Here is a 15,646-nt window from a genome sequence, read left to right on the forward strand (position 1 = left end):
GCCTCTATCGTTGACCCATGCCGCCTGAACCCCGGATGCCCGAATCGAGCATTGTGGTGCGGCCCGAGCCCGACTACACCGAGGCGTCGCGGCTGCGGGCCGCCGGGTTGGCGCAGGCGATCGCGGCCTTCGAGCGGGCCGCCGAAGAGGTCACGCTGCCCAAGCCTCCGCAGCCGATCGTCATCGCCGACTACGGCGCGGCCAACGGCCACAATTCGCTCAGGCCGCTGTCGGCGGCTATCGCGGTGCTACGTCGCCGCACCCGCCACGATCACGCAATCCTGGTGGCGCACACCGATGTACCGGGCAACGACTTCGCTACGCTGTTCGAGACGGTGCACGACGACCCGGAAAGCTACCTGCACTCCGACACGGCGACGTTCACCTCGGCCGTCGGCCGTTCGTTTTATGACCAGATCGTGCCGTCCAAGACGGTCAACCTGGGGTGGACGTCGTGGGCGACGCAGTGGTTGAGCCGAACGCCGTGCGAGGTGCACGATCACGTGCACGTCTCGCGGAGCCACGACGACGCCGTGCATTCGGCCTATGCCGACCAGGCGGCGCTGGACTGGCATAACTTCGTCGCCTTCCGCGGCCGGGAGTTGGCCCCCGAGGGCCGACTGGTGGCGCTGACGCTGGCCGCCGACGAAGACGACACCGCGGGCTTCGCCCCGCTGCTCGACACCATCGTCGATGCGCTGGATGATTTGGCGCGCGAGGGCCTACTGCACCCAGATGAGTTGCGCCGCATGACGATTCCTACCTTCGCCCGTACCGAGAAGGATTTTCGTGCCCCGTTCGCGCCGAAGGGGCGCTTCGAGGGCCTGATGATCGAGCACCTCGAGATGTTCAACGCCGAGGACCGGTTCTGGGCTCGCTATCAGTTAGACCACGACGCAGAGGCATTCGGCGCGCAGTGGGCGGCGTTCGCCCGGTTCGCGCTGTTCCCCTCGCTGCTGGCCGCACTCGACGGTGGGGTCCACGACGAGCGGGCGACGCGATTCGTCGAGCACCTGGAGGGCGCGGTGGCCTCGCGCCTTGCCGGCGCGCCCGAGCCGATGCGAATCCCGCAGGCCGTGGTCGTGCTGATCAAGCGCGACACCTCGCACCGATGAGAGTTTTGGCACAACGGCGCAGCGGGTAAGCCCCTACCAATCGTCAACCTGCGACCGCAAGGGGGTAGACGCATGAGCGTGCAGGACGATAAAGGGACTGATCGGGACGAAAAAGCTGATCAGACTGATCAAGAGACTGATCGAGCCGACCGAGCCGATCAAACTGGTCAAGGTGATGAGCAACGGCTAACCGAAAAGCCAGAGCCGGACGAGGACGACAAAAAGAAGGCCGCCGAGATGATGGAGGCCTACAAAGAAAAGCCCACGATCGTCCTACCCGGCACCGGCGGCAGCGTCTCCGGTACCGCGGTCAACGAGTGGCTGGACGACGAGGGCAATCCCAAGCACGAGACGCCTGAGGGCGCCGATGCCGATGATACCCAGGACAAGGGTGACGGCCAGCGCGACGAAAAGGACCTGCAGGAACAGATCGAAAAGGACAAGGCCCTCAACGAGAAGCTGAGAGAAGCCGCCCAAGAGGAGAACAAGGGCGAAAAGGGTTGAGCTGCAGCCGATAACGTAGGACTCAATGAGCGGGTATCGGCCCCAGCGCGGTGATGCCCAAATTGCCCTCGATCTCCTGGATGATCTGGTTGACGCGGTCAAGCCCGGGGATGGGTTCGTTGACGCCCGGAACGGGTGGAATCGGCGGGGCCGCCACTTTGCGCGGAGCCGCCGGACGCGCGGGCACGGCCGGCGGGGCCGCCTGAGGGGTCGCACGGGGTGTGGTGGTCATCGGCGTCTCGGTCTCGGCGGGCGGGGTGGTGTCAGACGTTGACGGCACCGGAACGTCCGGTGGCGGCGGGGTGGGCTCGGCCGTCGCGCTGTGGGGCGCCGGTGGCGGGGCCGCGGGTGTGGTATTCGGTGCCGGCGCTGGTGTCGTCGCCGTCTTGTTTTGCGCGGTCAGCCCGATCGCTATGGCGGTTCCCACCAGCAGCACCGCCGCGACGGTGATGATGATCGCCGCTACCGGCAGCACATGCCAGTGAGACGCCAGCCGCTTGCGCTTGACGGTTACAGGTGCGGCCTCGGTCGACCCAATCGCGGCCACGGCCGCTCCGGTCGCCGCGTCGGGGTCTGGCCCGGAATACCCGGCGCCGGTGATCCGCGAGTTGGTTCCGGTGGCCGACCAGGCCCGCGCCAGCTCGGCCTGAGTCGGCTCGGCGGGCGCGGCGGGCGCGGCGGGCGTCGAGCCGGCATCGCCGGGGCCGTGCGCGACCCGCAACGCGGCGCCTACCGCGGCGGTGAGTTGCGGGCGCGGCGTCGTGGCGACGGGAACGCGAAAGTGCCGCGACAGGGCCGTGGTGACGGTCGGCAGGTTAGCCCCGCCGCCCGTCGAGACCACCGCGACGAGATCACGGATTCCGTTGCGCGCCAAGGCTTCGTCCAATGCCGAGATCGCGCGGTCCAGCGAGGGGCGGATCGCGTCGTCAAGTTCGTGCCGGGTGAGCCGGACTTCGCCGCGCGTCCCGGTCAGCCCGTCGGTCAGCGTGGCGACCGTGCCCGAGGACAGCTCCTCCTTGGCAATCCGGCATGCGCTGCGCAGCCGGCTCAGCGAGCCGATCGCCGCGTCGCCGGACGGAAACGCACCGGTGGTCGGCATGTTGGCGATGACGGCGCCCAGCAGCGCCTGGTCGATCAGGTCGCCGGAGAAATCGCGATGCCGAACGGTCGGGGCTAACGCCCGGTAGTCACCGTCGGCGTGCATCAAGGTGATGTTGGTGCCGCTGCCGCCGAAGTCGCAGACCGCGACCGTTCCGCGCGGCGGGATGCCCGGGCTGGTCCGCACGGCGAGCAGTGTCGCCGCGGCGTCGGGGATCAGCAGGATCGGGCGCGTGCGTCGCGACCACTCGGGGATCTCGCTCAGCGCCGCGCCGAGGGCCTCCACAGCGTGCGACTCCCAGTGGGCCGGATAGGTGACCGCGACGTCATCGGGCAGAGCGCGCCCGCCGGTGGCGGCATACGCGAGCGCACGCAACCCGTCGGCGACCAACACCTCGCTGCGGTGGACCGAGCCGTCGACCGCCACGACGCCACGCGGGTCGCCGACCCGGTTGACGAAGCCGGTGATCACCACGCCGGGACCCTGCAACCGGGGGTTCTCCGCGGGGATACCGATTTCGGCGGGGCGATCCGGATACAGCGTCAGAACGGGCTTGCGGGTGATGGCGTTATCGGCGGTGACGGCAGCCAGGTTGGTGGCGCCGATCGATAAGCCCAGCGCGGTCCCGACTCCTTTGGCCATATCCCGATCCCCGTATCCGCAGCACCAACTCGCATCCGGCTAGCCGTTATTGTGCCGCCAAAACCTGTATTCCGTGTCAGCGACGGCTATGCACCCGCTGTGCGCCGGTCACCGGATGTTGCCTTCGCCGGCGATCAGCGGGAGGTCGAGCGGGGTGACCCAGCCTGGCCGCAGATCGTTGACCGCCGGAACCGCGTTGAGCGCCCGCAGGCCGGTCGCCAGGCATCCGGCCGCCGCCGCGTCCCGGCCCGAGCCGTCGGTGAACCGGAACGCGGTCTCCTGGAAGATGCTCGGGGTCCCCTCGATGTCCACGCGGTAGACGTCGTTGTCGTGGCCGGTCGGCCAGTCCGGGGCGGCGTCCAGCCCGATCCGGTTGACGTGTTCGAGCTGGATGCGGGTCTCGCCCTGATACACGCCGTTGATGGTGAACCGGACGGCGGCCACGTGCCCCGGCTTGATGACACCCCTGGCGGAGTTGCGCTCCGTGGGTGTCACCCACTTGTCCCAGGTCGTGGTGATCTCGTCGAGCATGATGCCGGCGGCGTGCGCGATCATCGGGACGGTGGCGCCCCACGCGAAGATCAGCATGTCGCGGTCTTCCAGCATCGGCTTGAACTCCGGCTCGCGGCCGATGCCCATCTCGAATTCGTAGTCGCCCTCGTAGTTGGTGTAGTCCAGCAGTTCGGACGCCCGGACCCGGCGCACCTCGGAGCACAACCCCATCAGCGTCATCGGGAACAGGTCGTTGGCGAATCCGGGGTCGATGCCGGTGGTGAAGCAGGACGACTCCCCCAGCTCGCAGGCCTCGGTGATCGGCTGGATCCAGTTCGGCGGGTTGAGGCTCATGGTCGGCCAGACCCACGGGGTCATCGCGGTCGAACACACGTCGATGCCAGCCCGCAGGAAGCGGGTGATCAGCGAGATGTTCTCCTTGGCGTGCATCGCCGTCGGGCCGTAGTGCACCAGCGCATCGGGTTTCAACGCGATCAGGGCGTCCACGTCGTCGGTGGCGGTGATGCCGACCGGCTCGGGCAGCCCGCAGACCTCGCCGACGTCGCGACCGACCTTGGCGGGATTGCTCACGCCGACGCCGACCAACTCGAACAACGGATGCTTCACGATCTCGGCGATCACCATCTTGCCGACGAAGCCGGTTCCGTACACCACCACACGCTTTGAGCCGCTTTTGGACATACCCAACCTTCCGGTCACCAGCCCCCGCTTTGGGCTTCACCATAAGCTTCCCTACCGTCGCTCGTGGTGACACGATGCAATTCATGACCAAGCACCTCGCCGGACCTTCGGTCCTGTTGGCCATCGGTTTCGGGTTCGCGAACGCGTGCGGCGTAGCGCACGCCCTTCCCCAGATGCCGAAGGTCCGCTACGAGATCAACGGGCCCGCCGTCGCCGAGTTCATCTACTACCAAACCGACAACGGGCAGCTGCATCAGGCGAACGCGCCGCTGCCCTGGTCGACGGAGTTCACCGGCTACGGCGGCGAGGTGTTCACCATCAGCGCGCAGGGACCGGGTCCCATCTCCTGCAAGATCCTGCTCGACGGCAACGTGGTGAGTGCCGCGACGGCTACCACGGGCGCGCCCGCCAGAACCGTCTGCACGCACTGACCCAGCACTCCCCTTTTTCACGACAAAGGAGGTCTCGGTGAGCCTCAAGACGGGTCCCAAGAAAGGCCTGGCGCCGCGGACGAACGGGACGCCACCGCCCGACATTCCGCTCGCCGACATCCATCTCGATTCGCTGGACTTTTGGGCGTTGGACGACGACTTCCGCGACGGCGCGTTCGCCACCCTGCGCCGCGAGACACCGATCTCGTTCTGGCCCGCGATCGAGTACGAGGGTTTCGAACCGGGCGACGGGCATTGGGCGCTGACCAAACACGACGACGTGCATTTCGCGAGCCGTCACCCGGACATCTTCAGCTCCAGCCCCAACATCACGATCAACGACAACACCCCGGAGATCAGCGAGTACTTCGGCTCGATGATCGTGCTCGACGATCCGCGGCACCAGCGGCTGCGCTCGATCGTCAGCCGCGCGTTCACCCCGAAGGTCGTGGCGCGTATCGAGGCCTCGGTCCGCGAGCGGGCCCGCCGGCTGGTCGCATCGCTGATCGCCAATCATCCCGACGGGGAGGCCGAACTGGTCAACGAGCTTGCCGGTCCGCTGCCGTTGCAGGTCATCTGCGACATGATGGGTATCCCCGAGGAGGACCATCAGCGCATATTCCATTGGACCAACGTCATTCTCGGGTTCGGCGATCCGGATCTGGCGACGGATTTCGACGAGTTCCTTCAGGTCTCGATGGACATCGGCGCCTACGCCAGCGCGCTGGCCGAGGACCGGCGGTCCAATCACCACGACGACCTGACCACCAGCCTGGTGGAAGCCGAGGTCGACGGGGAACGGCTGTCGTCGACGGAGATCGCGTCGTTCTTCATCCTGCTGGTGGTGGCCGGCAACGAGACGACGCGCAATGCCATCAGCCACGGTGTGCTGGCGCTGTCGCGCTACCCCGCCGAGCGGGAGAAGTGGTGGTCGAACTTCGACCGCCTGACCCCCACTGCCGTCGAGGAGATCGTGCGGTGGGCGTCCCCGGTGGTCTACATGCGGCGCACCCTGACCCGGGACTTCAAGCTGAGCGGCACCAAGATGAAGGCCGGCGACAAGGCCACGCTGTGGTACAACTCGGCCAATCGCGACGAGTCGACGTTTGAGAATCCCTGGGTTTTCGACGTGGCGCGCACCCCCAACCCGCACTTCGGCTTCGGCGGCGGCGGCGCCCATTTCTGCCTGGGCGCCAACCTCGCTCGTCGCGAGATCAGGGTGGTCTTCGACGAATTGCGCCGCGAGATCCCCGACATCGTCGCGACGGATGAACCCGCGCGGCTGCTGTCGCAGTTCATCCACGGCATCAAGACCCTGCCGGTGGCCTGGACCCCGCCGCGGTAGCGCCGTATCCGAATCGGCTCTGCCGGAGGGTATATCGCTGTCTAGAATCCGCTAGCGCATGTGCTATCAATTCCGGGATTACGCTGACCCCGTGACCATTCCCGCGTTCCCCGCCGCCGAGGTGCTGGCCGCCCGCCAGAAACTCGTGCTCGACCACTTCCATGACGAGGTCCGCCAGGCCTGGGATGACGTCTTGGCGACCTTCCCGCATCCGCGCTACGAGTTGATCCCCCAGATGCTCGTGCACGACGGCGATGCGGCCGTACGCGACTACTACGCCTACACGCGGACCGCATTTCCCGACCAGGACCACGAAATCATCGCGCTGCGCCACAGCGCCGACGCGGTGATCGTCGAATTCTGGCTGATGGGCACGCACCGCGGTTACCTGGGCAAGGTCCCGCCCACCGGTAGCCGGTTCCGGGTCCGCATGACCGCATACTTCGTCTTCGACAACGCCGAAACCCTTGTCTGCGAACGCATTTACTTCGACACGCTGACCATGATCAAGCAGCTGCTGGGCGGACTGGACATGAAGAAGCCGGCGAACTGGTGGCTGGCCGCGCGGTGCCTGCGCGGGTTCTTGTCGATGTCGTCGGAAAAACCGGACCCGGCACTGACCCACACCCCCTAGACTCCACCGCTAAGGGATGGAGCAAGGGAGGCTGCGATGCGGTTTTCAAGCCTTCACACGATGTGCGGCGGCACCGCCGTGGCCATGTTGTGTTCCTGCGCGTTGGCCACCGCCGCACCATTACAGCCTGGGGCGCACACCGAGAAGTGGATCGACCTGCGGACCGGCGAATGCGTGACCGATCTGCCGCCCGCCGACGGGAGTCGCGTCAACGTCACCGTCGTCGATTGCGCGACAGCGCATTTGGCCGAGGTGTATCTGCGGGCCCCGATGGCCGTCGACTCCGCCATCGCCACCGTCGCCAATCGCGACTGCGCGGCCGGATTGGCCCCGTACACCGGCCAATCCGTTGACGGCGGCCGGTTTTCGATCACCTATCTCATCGACTCGAACCAGGACCGCACCGGCGCCAACCCGACCCCGAGCACCGTCATCTGCCTGCTGCAGTCCGCCAACGGGCAACCGTTGACCGGATCCGCGCGCCGCTGAGGTGCCTAGGCGATGACGTAGTCGCTGAGCGGGAAGGTCCGGCCTTCTCGCACCGCGTTGAGTGTGGACGTCGGCCGCAGCAAGGTCGCCTCGCCGCTGGGATTGAAATAGTAAGACCGCGACGTCGCACAGTCACCATTGTTGAACACCGAGGTTTCCAACAGTTCGCTCATCCGCTCGCGGAAACGGTTATTGGCTTCCTCGGTCACCTCGAACGTGGTCGCGCCGCGGCGCTTGACCTCACCCAAAAGCCGGTCGATGTGCCGCATCTGGTATTCGATGGTGTGGAAGAACGAGAACCCGGAGAAGGCAAACGGACTGGCCAGGCCCAAGTAGTTGGGGAAGTAGGGCACCGACACCCCCTGGTAGGCCTGAAACTTGGTCTCCCGCCACCACTTTCCGAGGTTGCGCCCTTTGCGGCCGATCACCTCGATGGCCGGGAAGTTGGCCTCCCAGAGGTCAAAACCGGTCGCTAGCACCAGAGTGTCGATGACGGTCTTACGCCCGTCCGCCGTGACTATGCCGTCGGCCTCGATGCGCTCGATCGAGTTCGTCTCCAGGTGTACGTGCGGCATGGTGAAAGCGCGGTAGAAGTCGTTGGACATGGTGGGCCGCTTGCAGCCGCAGTCGTAGTCCGGCGTCAACTTGGCGCGCAGATCCTTATCGCGGAGCGTTCTGAACCGGTTGATCTTGGCCAGGTCGGCGAAGGCGATATTCCCCCGCCCCCGGGTCTGCACGAATTTCAGCGCACCGATGACCAAGATGAGCTCCATAACAATGTCGGTCACCCAGCGCAGCGCACGTTGCAGCACGGGCAGCCGGGCAAACATGCGTTGCACGCTTGGAGCGAACGGGAAATCCGGCTTGGGCAGGATGTGCGCCGCGGTGCGCTGGTAGACGGTCAGGTCCGCGGCCTCTTTGGCCAACTCGGGAATGACCTGCACCGCGGAGGCGCCGGTGCCGATGACCGCGATACGGCGTCCCTCATAGCTATAGCCGTGGTCCCACGCGGTGGTGTGCACCACCTTGCCTTTGAAGCTGGCGATGCCGGGGATGTCCGGCATGCGCGGCTGGGACAGGAAGCCGGTCGCGGTGATCAGGAACCGGCAGGTCAGGCTTTCGCCGCCGGCCAGCCCGACCCGCCATTCGGCGGTTTCCTCATCCCACTGCGCGCCCTCGACGGTCGTGTTGAACCGCATGTGGCGGCGCACGTCGTACTTGTCGGCGACGTCCATCGCGTACTGCTTGACCTCCGCGCCCGGCGCGAACAGCCGCGACCAGTCAGGATTCGGCTCAAACCAGTAGGAATACGTCGTGGACGGGATGTCGACGGCCACGCCCGGGTAATGGTTGACATGCCAGGTGCCCCCCAAGTCGTCCTCGCGGTCGAGGATGATGAAGTCGTCAAACCCGAGGCGCTTGAGCTGAATCGCGGCACCTATGCCGCCGAAACCTGCACCTACGATGATCGCGTCGAAACGGTCCGTATTCACAGCATGCTCCGTGCTAACTGGTTTCCCTACTTAACGAATCATAAGCTTTCCCTAAGATACGTAACTCTAATAGGGCGCCACGCCGAATGCATCCGAGCTTTGCCAGTATGTGACCTTGCTGACACGAATGCGGCTACTCATCGGCGGGTCTATCAGACCTGGCCATCCGGCGATCAACCTGCGGAAACGGCGGCACCCTCAACGATTAGGTGACCCTCGGTCGCGATCGGTGCCGTCGACTTAGCTCAGGGCGAAGCCGCCAGCGCGCGCAGATTTCTTATCTTGCGGCCCGCCCAGCCGTCAGAGAACCCTGCTGCCGGAACAAGAACTCGCGGCACCGCCGTGCGCGCTCGGAGTCTTGAGCCATCACTTCGCTGAGAACGACGCCATCACCGAGGCCGGCGTTCTTCGCGTCGCGCACGTATTGGCCGTTATCGTGCCCCCCTTGCGCGAGTGATATTGGAGGGAAATAAGATCGAAGGTGACGTCGTCGAAACCCGTTTCACCCGTTGCCATGTCGCCGCCCCCTGACAGTGAGCGCCGAATCCGGTGCTCGCCGCCTCCGGCTACCTTGAATGGACAACACCAAACGACGGCTTAAAGTGTTTTTGTAGGCAATCCGACACGCAATGGCTGCGTCGGTCTGATGGCGGCGACGCCGCCGCTATCCGCCACCTGTCGCTGCGCCCCGGTATACAGGAAAACATCACCAAATCGTTGGCAACTTGACAGTTTTGGAGGGGCTTGCATGGGCATCTCGGACGCCATGATCGCACGTCACATCGTTCGTTCCTTTGGTCCAGCAGTTGTTATCGCAGCGTCGGGCGTAACCGCTTCCGCGTTGACCACGTCCGTTATCCCCTCCGCCTCGGCCCAGTGTCCGGACGTGCAAGTGGTGTTCGCCCGCGGCACCGGTGAAGCGCCGGGCGTCGGCCCCACCGGTCAGGCCTTCGTCGATGCGCTGCACCAGCGCGTCGGCGGGCGGTCGTTCGATGTGTACCCGGTCAACTACCCCGCCAGCGACCAATGGGACACCGGCATCGACGGCATCAGAGACGCGGGCGCCCACGTCAATTCGATGGCCCACGACTGCCCCAACACCAAGATGGTGCTCGGCGGCTACTCGCAGGGCGCGGCCGTGATGGGGTTTGTCACCTCGGCCGCCGTTCCCGACGGCGTCGACCCCAACACCGTTCCGAAGCCATTGGATCCCGACGTCGCGAACCACGTGTCCTCGGTCGTGCTGTTCGGCATGCCCAACGTGCGGGCGATGAACTTCCTCAACGAGCCGCCCGTGGTCATCGGCCCGATGTACCAGGACAAGACCGTCAAGGTGTGCGCCACCGAGGACCCGGTCTGCTCCGATGGCCTCAACTTTGCCGCGCACGACACCTACGCCGACGACGGCGCGATGATCGACAAGGGAGTCGCCTTCGCCTCCAGCCACCTCGGTATGGGCGGGCCGGCACCGGTCGCGGCACCGGCGGGCGGCGGCTTCGGCAGCTGAGTAGCCGGCCGGCTAGCCGGGGATCCTGCCCAGAATCAGGTTGGTGACTGCCAGGGCGGCGTGCTGACTGGCGTCGGACCCGTCGTTGGAGCATGTGTCCACATCAATGACCACGTTGGCCTTGGCCGCCGCGGCACGGACGCAGAAGATCCGAGTCGCCGATTGCAGGACGTGCGCCAATGTGGTGATGCCGTTGCCCGCATCCGCCGGCGGCTCCACAGCCAACGGGTACGTCTTGCCGTTCGGCCACGTCGCGTTGATGGTCGTGCCACCGCATTGACGCAGATTCGACAACAGCTTGTTCAGCTGTGCCTGAGCGGCGGCCGCGTCGTGATACGTCGAGACCGTTTGAGCCACGACCCACTGGTGGTGAAAGTCGTGGTTGTCGGAAAAGTCTGATCCGGCGAATCCCACGATGGCCGGCAGGTCGTAGGCCTCCGGGGCGCCCGTCTCCATGACGGCCCAGCAATCCGTCCGGTCGATGTGTCCTCGCTGCGGGTCGGGTCCCGGTTGGTGGACTGTCGCATCGGCTTTCATGGCCGGATCGCCCGTGATGTTCTTGGCGTCCTCCAGGTTGGGTAACAACCCGTCGACATCGGCCGGCGCGACAGTGGGTGGTGAAGCCGGCGGAGTGGTGGTCGGCGTGGTGCTCGCGGTGGTTGTCGTGGTGGTCGCGGGTGCCGCGACCCGGGTTGGGGTCGTGTCGGGCAGCGTCGCGCGGACGATCAGTGCGACCACCGCCGCGGTGATGAACACATACGAGAGCGTCACACCCACCAAGGCCCGATCACGGCCTCGCTCACCGCTGCGGCGGATCTGCGCTAATCCCAAGTGCCCCAGGATGAGTCCTGCCGGAGCGAAGACGAACGCGAATACCACCGACAACGTCGCCAACACGTTGGCCTCATCACGCCGCGGGGCCGGGGGTTGCTGCATCGCAGGCTGCTGACCGGGCGGACCTCCGAACGGATTCGGCTGAAACGGGCTGGAACCGAAGGGATTTGTCATATGCCTAGCCCGGGATCTTGTTGAGAATGAAGTTGGCGATGTCGAGAACGGCCTGGCGACCGCGGTCGCCCGTCGCCACCATCAAAACCATGACATCGACCACGACATTGCTCTTGGCGGCAATCGCGCGGTAGGTGCCTAATCGTGGCGACAGCTGCTGCGCCAGCACCTCCAAAGAGGTGATGCCGCCGCCCGAATCGACGGGGCTCATCACTGTTAATGCGACGTCGACCTTTCCCTTCTGGTTGGGAGGGGCGAGCAGAGTCATGGCAGAGCTGGCGCATTGATGCCAGATCGACTGGATCTTCGTCAATTGCGCTTGGGCCGCGCCCGCGTCGCGATATGCCACGACCGCTTGACCGGCTTGGGTAGGGGTGTGCGGATTATTCGTTTCCATCATCACCGTGGCGTAGTAGCGTAGCGCGCCTTGCATGTCGTAGGTGTTCGGTGCACCGGCCGCGAAAACCGCTGAGCACTCAGGTCGGTCGACCAACTGGTATTTACTTCCTGGTTGAGATGTCGGCTCGTACGCCACCAAAACTTGATCCCCCGTAATGTTTTTGACGTCGTCGAGGCTCGGTAGCAATCCGGGCAAGTCCGACGGCGGCACCATCGGAGTTTGCGGCGGAGCGGCCACCCGCGGCGTGGAACTGGGTGGGACCGTCGTGGTGGTCGTGGGTGCGGCGACGTGGGCCGGGGCGCTCTCGGGCAGTGTTGCACGGACAATCAGCGCCACCACCAACGCGGTGATGAACACATACGACAACGTCACACCCACCAAGGCCCGATCACGGCCTCGCTCACCGCTGCGTCGGATCTGCGCTAATCCCAAGTGCCCCACGATCAAACCCGCTGGCGCGAAGACGAACGCGAACACCACCGACAGAGTCGCCAACACATTGGCCTCATCACGCGGCGGGACCGGAGGTGGTTGTACCTGCTGCTGTTGCGGGGCGAAGGAACCGCCGCCGAACGGATTCGGCTGAAACGGGCTGGAACCAAAGGGATTACTCATCGGCTCAACTCGGGATCTTGCCCAGAATGTAGTTGGCGATGTCCAGCGCGGCCTGCCGGCCGCGATCGGTGTCCACCAGCACAACATTGATGTCAACGACCACATTGTTTTTGGCGACGATTGCACGATCGTTGCGCGACCGCAGCACCGGGCCCTGTGCGGTCAAAACCATGGCGGTGATCCCGTTTCCGGCGTCGGCGGGAACACCCATCGACACCGCGACCGGTGCCGCCTGCTTGCCCGGAGGCGGAAGGATGTTCATCGTCGACCCGCCACACTTACGCCAGATCGACACCAGGTTCGCCAGCTGCCGCTGCGCACCCGGTGGGTCTCGGAAGGCCATGAGCACCTGTCCCGCTTCTTTCATGGCAGGCACGTCGTGGTCGTCGATCAGCACCAACCCGTAGTAACCCACGAGCGCCTGCGTATCGGTGTTCGGAGCGCCGCCACCCATGACCGGCCAGCATTCGGGGCGATCGACGGATGCGCTGTCGGAGTCCGGGCCCGGCTTGAATGTCGGCGGCAGGGCAACAAGATTGGGGTTTCCCATGAACCGCTTGACGTCATCGACGGTTGGCAGCAACCCGGGTAGGCCCGTCGGGGTGACCATGGGCGAGAATGGCGCTGAGCTGGCACCGGTTGAGGCCGCCGCGCTGGTCGGTGACGCTGTTCGCGACGAGCCGCCGTTGGCCTGGGTCGCCCACGCCACCACGGCCACGACCGTCAGTGTGATGACCGCATAGGAGAGCATCAGCCCCACGATCGCGCGGTCACGGCCCCGTTCGCCGGACCGCCGGATCTGCGCCAGGCCCAGATGCCCCAGCACCGCCCCTGCGGGAGCGAAGACGAACGCGAACACCACCGACAACGTCGCGAGGGCGTTGGTGCGCCGTTGCTGCGGTGGCGGCGCCGTGTAGACCGGCGGACCCGGCGGCATTCCACCGTAGGGGGCGCCACCATACGGGTTGGCGCCAAAGGGATTGGTTCCGAACGGTTCCTGCGGATTCGTCATCGCTCAGCCCGGAATCTTGTTGAGGATCTGGTTGGCCACCGCCGACGCGGTTTGGCGGGCCCGGTCCACGTCGTTGCCGGTGTAGGACACCAGCAGATCGATGACGACGTTGGCTTTGGCGGCGATCGCGTGCACGGAGAGGTCGTCGCGTGCCGAGGCTTCGATGGTGGTGATGCCGTTGCCGGAATCGATCGGCTCGTTGAGCGAGAACGCGACCGTGCTCTTATTGAGGAACGTGATCTTCACCGGCAACCCGCCACACTGGTGCCACGCCGACGACATCTTCGTCAGTTGCGCTTGCGCCGCGGCCGGGTCCGGGAATGCCGCGATGGCCGCGTCGATCGACCTCGTGTTGACCGGGTCGTCCCGGTCGGCGAAGACCGGCATGTAGTAATTGACCAGAGTTCCGACGTTGTACAGGTCCGGCACACCGGCGTACAGCGTTCCACGGCATTCCGGACGGTCGGTGGTTTGTCCGCCTGCCGCGAGATCCTCAGGCCGGCGCAGGATCACCGCCTGGATCAACTTGTCGTCACCGGTGATGGCTTTGGTGTCGGCGAGGGTGGGTACCAGCCGCGCCAAATCGGACGGCGTCACCGCGGGCGCCGCGGGCGGAGGAGCCGTAGTGGGTGCGGCGCTGCGGACGGCAGGGCTGTCGGGCCGGGTCAGCCACACCACCGAAACGCCCACCACGACGACGATCACCGCATACGACAGCACGGTGCCGACCAGAGCGCGGTCACGGCCGCGCTGGCCGGTGCGCCGGATCTGCCGCAGGCCCAGGTGCCCCAGGATCGCCCCGACGGGGGCGAACATGAACGCGAACACCACCGACAACGTCGCCAAGGCGTTGACGGGTGGGCGATCCGGTGGTGGCGCGGGCGGTGCCGCGTACACCGGAGGCCCGGCGGGGTTGCCCCCGAACGGGGTGCTGCCAAACGGATTGTGCTCGAACGGATTCTGGGGTGGGATCGTCATGTTCGCCGCGCGGAAACCTAGAGCACACCGAAGCTCGACGTGACCCAGCGGACCGGGTCGACACAACGGAACGGGGCGATGCCCCGGGCGTGCAGCCGTTGGCCGCTGGGAGGCTGGCCGAGGGCGGAGACGACGAAGAAGCGATGCCTCAATCGTCGTGGTGTGGACGGGTTTTCGACGCCGGCGATGATCGAGCCGGCGTTGAGCCGGGTGAGCAGGCTGCGCACCTCTTCGTGCAGCAGCTGGCCGTCGTTGTCGTCGTAGAGCACCGAATCCGAGGGATCACGCAGATACGCGGCCCCCGCGTTGGACATCACCATGCTCCACTCGGAGCCGTCGACATCGCGCAGCGCCCGCAGGGCGTCGAACTTCGACAGGATGACGGCCAGCCGCGGCTCGCCGGAACCGATGGCCATCATCACGTTGTTGAGCACGCCGCGCGGGTCTCCCCCGCTCACCATCTGTGGGGGCAGCAGGTCCTGCAACTGATCCCGAATCGATTGCACCCGAAGCGGATCGAACATGAAGAAGACGGCCTCGGCGTTGCTGAAGAACCGGAACGGCGGTGAGTGGAGGTTCCCGGACTCCATGTCCTCGCCGGCGACGTCGCGCAGCACCAGGTAACGCTGCACCCCGTGCCAGGTGCCCAGGCTGAAAATCAGCGGCTCGCGCTGGGTCGAGGTTTGGGTCATCATCGTTGGCGTCGGCGGGATCAACCCGCGCTGCACGAACAGCGGTGTCTCGTAATGGGTGGCGTACGCGACCGCGGTCGAGCGCGTCGCGGGCGCCATCGCGAACCCGAGGTGTTCGCACAGCAGCTGCAGTTGGCGGACCAGCACCGCGATGTAGAGGCTTTTGCCGGTGGCGCGGGCGCCCGCCATCGCGATGCAATAGGCCTGCCCCTCGCGCCACCGGTCGGGCAGGGCGAAATGGCAGACCGGGCAGATCTCGTGCACCGGACCGCGCAGCGCCTGCGCGGCGATGTTCGGCGGCGGCGGACCGTTGTATCCGGGTGGGCGATCCCACCGGAACATCGGCCCGATCTCGGCCTTCGCGCCCAGGAATGCCGACCCGACCTCGTCGTGGTAACGGGGTGCACCGCTGGTCGGCGCCAGCGTCCACAAGTGATGATCGGGATCCAGAAGCGCGAAGCAGCGTGGACATTTCGTCAGCATCGCCT

General features: G+C 65.9%; 15 protein-coding genes and 1 pseudogene. 7 read left to right on the forward strand and 9 right to left on the reverse strand.

Translation table 11 applies throughout. The features are described from left to right. The first annotated feature begins 17 nt into the window (after positions 1–17). Together A5708_RS21360 and A5708_RS27895 are read left to right on the forward strand one after the other, a co-directional pair. Positions 18–1,115, forward strand: a complete 1,098-nt coding sequence (locus A5708_RS21360; protein ID WP_065030525.1) for an SAM-dependent methyltransferase — start codon at positions 18–20, stop codon at positions 1,113–1,115. 72 nt (positions 1,116–1,187) lie between these two features. After that, entirely contained in the window at positions 1,188–1,619 is a 432-nt protein-coding gene (locus A5708_RS27895; protein WP_065030526.1) for a hypothetical protein, read from the forward strand. Between the two features lie 22 nt (positions 1,620–1,641). Here A5708_RS27895 and A5708_RS21370 read toward each other — a convergent pair whose 3' ends face one another. After that, the gene (locus A5708_RS21370) at positions 1,642–3,360 is read right to left on the reverse strand and encodes an Hsp70 family protein (protein WP_065030527.1); all 1,719 of its coding nucleotides are present in this window, start codon (positions 3,358–3,360) and stop codon (positions 1,642–1,644) included. A gap of 108 nt (positions 3,361–3,468) precedes the next feature. Further along, the gene (locus A5708_RS21375) at positions 3,469–4,554 is read right to left on the reverse strand and encodes a dihydrodipicolinate reductase (protein ID WP_065030528.1); all 1,086 of its coding nucleotides are present in this window, start codon (positions 4,552–4,554) and stop codon (positions 3,469–3,471) included. Between the two features lie 83 nt (positions 4,555–4,637). Here A5708_RS21375 and A5708_RS21380 point away from each other — a divergent pair, with 83 nt between their 5' ends. The 4 genes from A5708_RS21380 (at position 4,638) to A5708_RS21395 (ending at position 7,453) form a co-directional block, all read left to right on the forward strand. Next, on the forward strand, positions 4,638–4,985 hold the full coding sequence (locus tag A5708_RS21380) for an MmpS family transport accessory protein (protein WP_196772705.1): 348 nt from the start codon (positions 4,638–4,640) through the stop codon (positions 4,983–4,985). Between the two features lie 37 nt (positions 4,986–5,022). Next, on the forward strand, positions 5,023–6,330 hold the full coding sequence (locus A5708_RS21385) for a cytochrome P450 (protein WP_065030530.1): 1,308 nt from the start codon (positions 5,023–5,025) through the stop codon (positions 6,328–6,330). Positions 6,331–6,421: 91 nt separating this feature from the next. Beyond that, positions 6,422–6,964, forward strand: coding sequence for an ester cyclase (locus tag A5708_RS21390; protein ID WP_065030571.1), 543 nt, complete (start codon positions 6,422–6,424; stop codon positions 6,962–6,964). A 36-nt stretch (positions 6,965–7,000) separates the two neighbouring features. Further along, positions 7,001–7,453 (forward strand): hypothetical protein, encoded by a 453-nt coding sequence (locus tag A5708_RS21395; RefSeq protein ID WP_065030531.1) that lies wholly within the window; start codon positions 7,001–7,003, stop codon positions 7,451–7,453. Between the two features lie 5 nt (positions 7,454–7,458). Here the strand turns inward: A5708_RS21395 and A5708_RS21400 are convergent, their stop codons facing one another. Both A5708_RS21400 and A5708_RS27665 read right to left on the reverse strand, forming a co-directional pair. Beyond that, positions 7,459–8,946: a flavin-containing monooxygenase gene (locus A5708_RS21400; RefSeq protein ID WP_065030532.1), complete on the reverse strand. Its 1,488-nt coding sequence runs from the start codon at positions 8,944–8,946 to the stop codon at positions 7,459–7,461. Positions 8,947–9,223: 277 nt separating this feature from the next. After that, positions 9,224–9,462: pseudogene (locus tag A5708_RS27665) on the reverse strand (acyl carrier protein). Between the two features lie 232 nt (positions 9,463–9,694). Here A5708_RS27665 and A5708_RS21405 point away from each other — a divergent pair. Then, positions 9,695–10,453 carry a cutinase family protein gene (locus A5708_RS21405; protein ID WP_065030533.1) on the forward strand — a complete coding sequence of 253 codons (759 nt, stop codon included), beginning with the start codon at positions 9,695–9,697 and terminating at the stop codon, positions 10,451–10,453. Positions 10,454–10,465: 12 nt separating this feature from the next. Here the strand turns inward: A5708_RS21405 and A5708_RS21410 are convergent, their stop codons facing one another. The 5 genes from A5708_RS21410 to A5708_RS21430 form a co-directional block, all read right to left on the reverse strand. Continuing rightward, positions 10,466–11,389 (reverse strand): sensor domain-containing protein, encoded by a 924-nt coding sequence (locus tag A5708_RS21410; protein WP_196772706.1) that lies wholly within the window; start codon positions 11,387–11,389, stop codon positions 10,466–10,468. Positions 11,390–11,465: 76 nt separating this feature from the next. Beyond that, entirely contained in the window at positions 11,466–12,476 is a 1,011-nt protein-coding gene (locus A5708_RS21415) for a sensor domain-containing protein (protein ID WP_065030535.1), read from the reverse strand. Positions 12,477–12,480: 4 nt separating this feature from the next. Next, the gene (locus A5708_RS21420) at positions 12,481–13,488 is read right to left on the reverse strand and encodes a sensor domain-containing protein (protein ID WP_065030536.1); all 1,008 of its coding nucleotides are present in this window, start codon (positions 13,486–13,488) and stop codon (positions 12,481–12,483) included. Between the two features lie 3 nt (positions 13,489–13,491). Continuing rightward, positions 13,492–14,466, reverse strand: a complete 975-nt coding sequence (locus tag A5708_RS21425; protein WP_065030537.1) for a sensor domain-containing protein — start codon at positions 14,464–14,466, stop codon at positions 13,492–13,494. Positions 14,467–14,483: 17 nt separating this feature from the next. Further along, positions 14,484–15,638, reverse strand: a complete 1,155-nt coding sequence (locus A5708_RS21430; protein ID WP_065030572.1) for a hypothetical protein — start codon at positions 15,636–15,638, stop codon at positions 14,484–14,486. Positions 15,639–15,646: the final 8 nt, after the last annotated feature.

Origin of the sequence: Mycobacterium colombiense (assembly GCF_001672755.1) — a bacterium.
In the GTDB taxonomy this organism is placed as follows: domain Bacteria; phylum Actinomycetota; class Actinomycetes; order Mycobacteriales; family Mycobacteriaceae; genus Mycobacterium; species Mycobacterium colombiense_C.

Bases quoted from the DNA above. Each gene is read 5' to 3' on its own strand.
- A5708_RS21375 (WP_065030528.1), bottom strand. From the start codon at position 4,554: ATGTCCAAAAGCGGCTCAAAGCGTGTGGTGGTGTACGGAACCGGCTTC.
- A5708_RS21420 (WP_065030536.1), bottom strand. From the start codon at position 13,488: ATGACGAATCCGCAGGAACCGTTCGGAACCAATCCCTTTGGCGCCAAC.
- A5708_RS21410 (WP_196772706.1), bottom strand. From the start codon at position 11,389: ATGCAGCAACCCCCGGCCCCGCGGCGTGATGAGGCCAACGTGTTGGCG.
- A5708_RS21405 (WP_065030533.1), top strand. From the start codon at position 9,695: ATGGGCATCTCGGACGCCATGATCGCACGTCACATCGTTCGTTCCTTT.
- A5708_RS21395 (WP_065030531.1), top strand. From the start codon at position 7,001: ATGCGGTTTTCAAGCCTTCACACGATGTGCGGCGGCACCGCCGTGGCC.
- A5708_RS21360 (WP_065030525.1), top strand. From the start codon at position 18: ATGCCGCCTGAACCCCGGATGCCCGAATCGAGCATTGTGGTGCGGCCC.
- A5708_RS27895 (WP_065030526.1), top strand. From the start codon at position 1,188: ATGAGCGTGCAGGACGATAAAGGGACTGATCGGGACGAAAAAGCTGAT.
- A5708_RS21415 (WP_065030535.1), bottom strand. From the start codon at position 12,476: ATGAGTAATCCCTTTGGTTCCAGCCCGTTTCAGCCGAATCCGTTCGGC.
- A5708_RS21370 (WP_065030527.1), bottom strand. From the start codon at position 3,360: ATGGCCAAAGGAGTCGGGACCGCGCTGGGCTTATCGATCGGCGCCACC.
- A5708_RS21380 (WP_196772705.1), top strand. From the start codon at position 4,638: ATGACCAAGCACCTCGCCGGACCTTCGGTCCTGTTGGCCATCGGTTTC.
- A5708_RS21425 (WP_065030537.1), bottom strand. From the start codon at position 14,466: ATGACGATCCCACCCCAGAATCCGTTCGAGCACAATCCGTTTGGCAGC.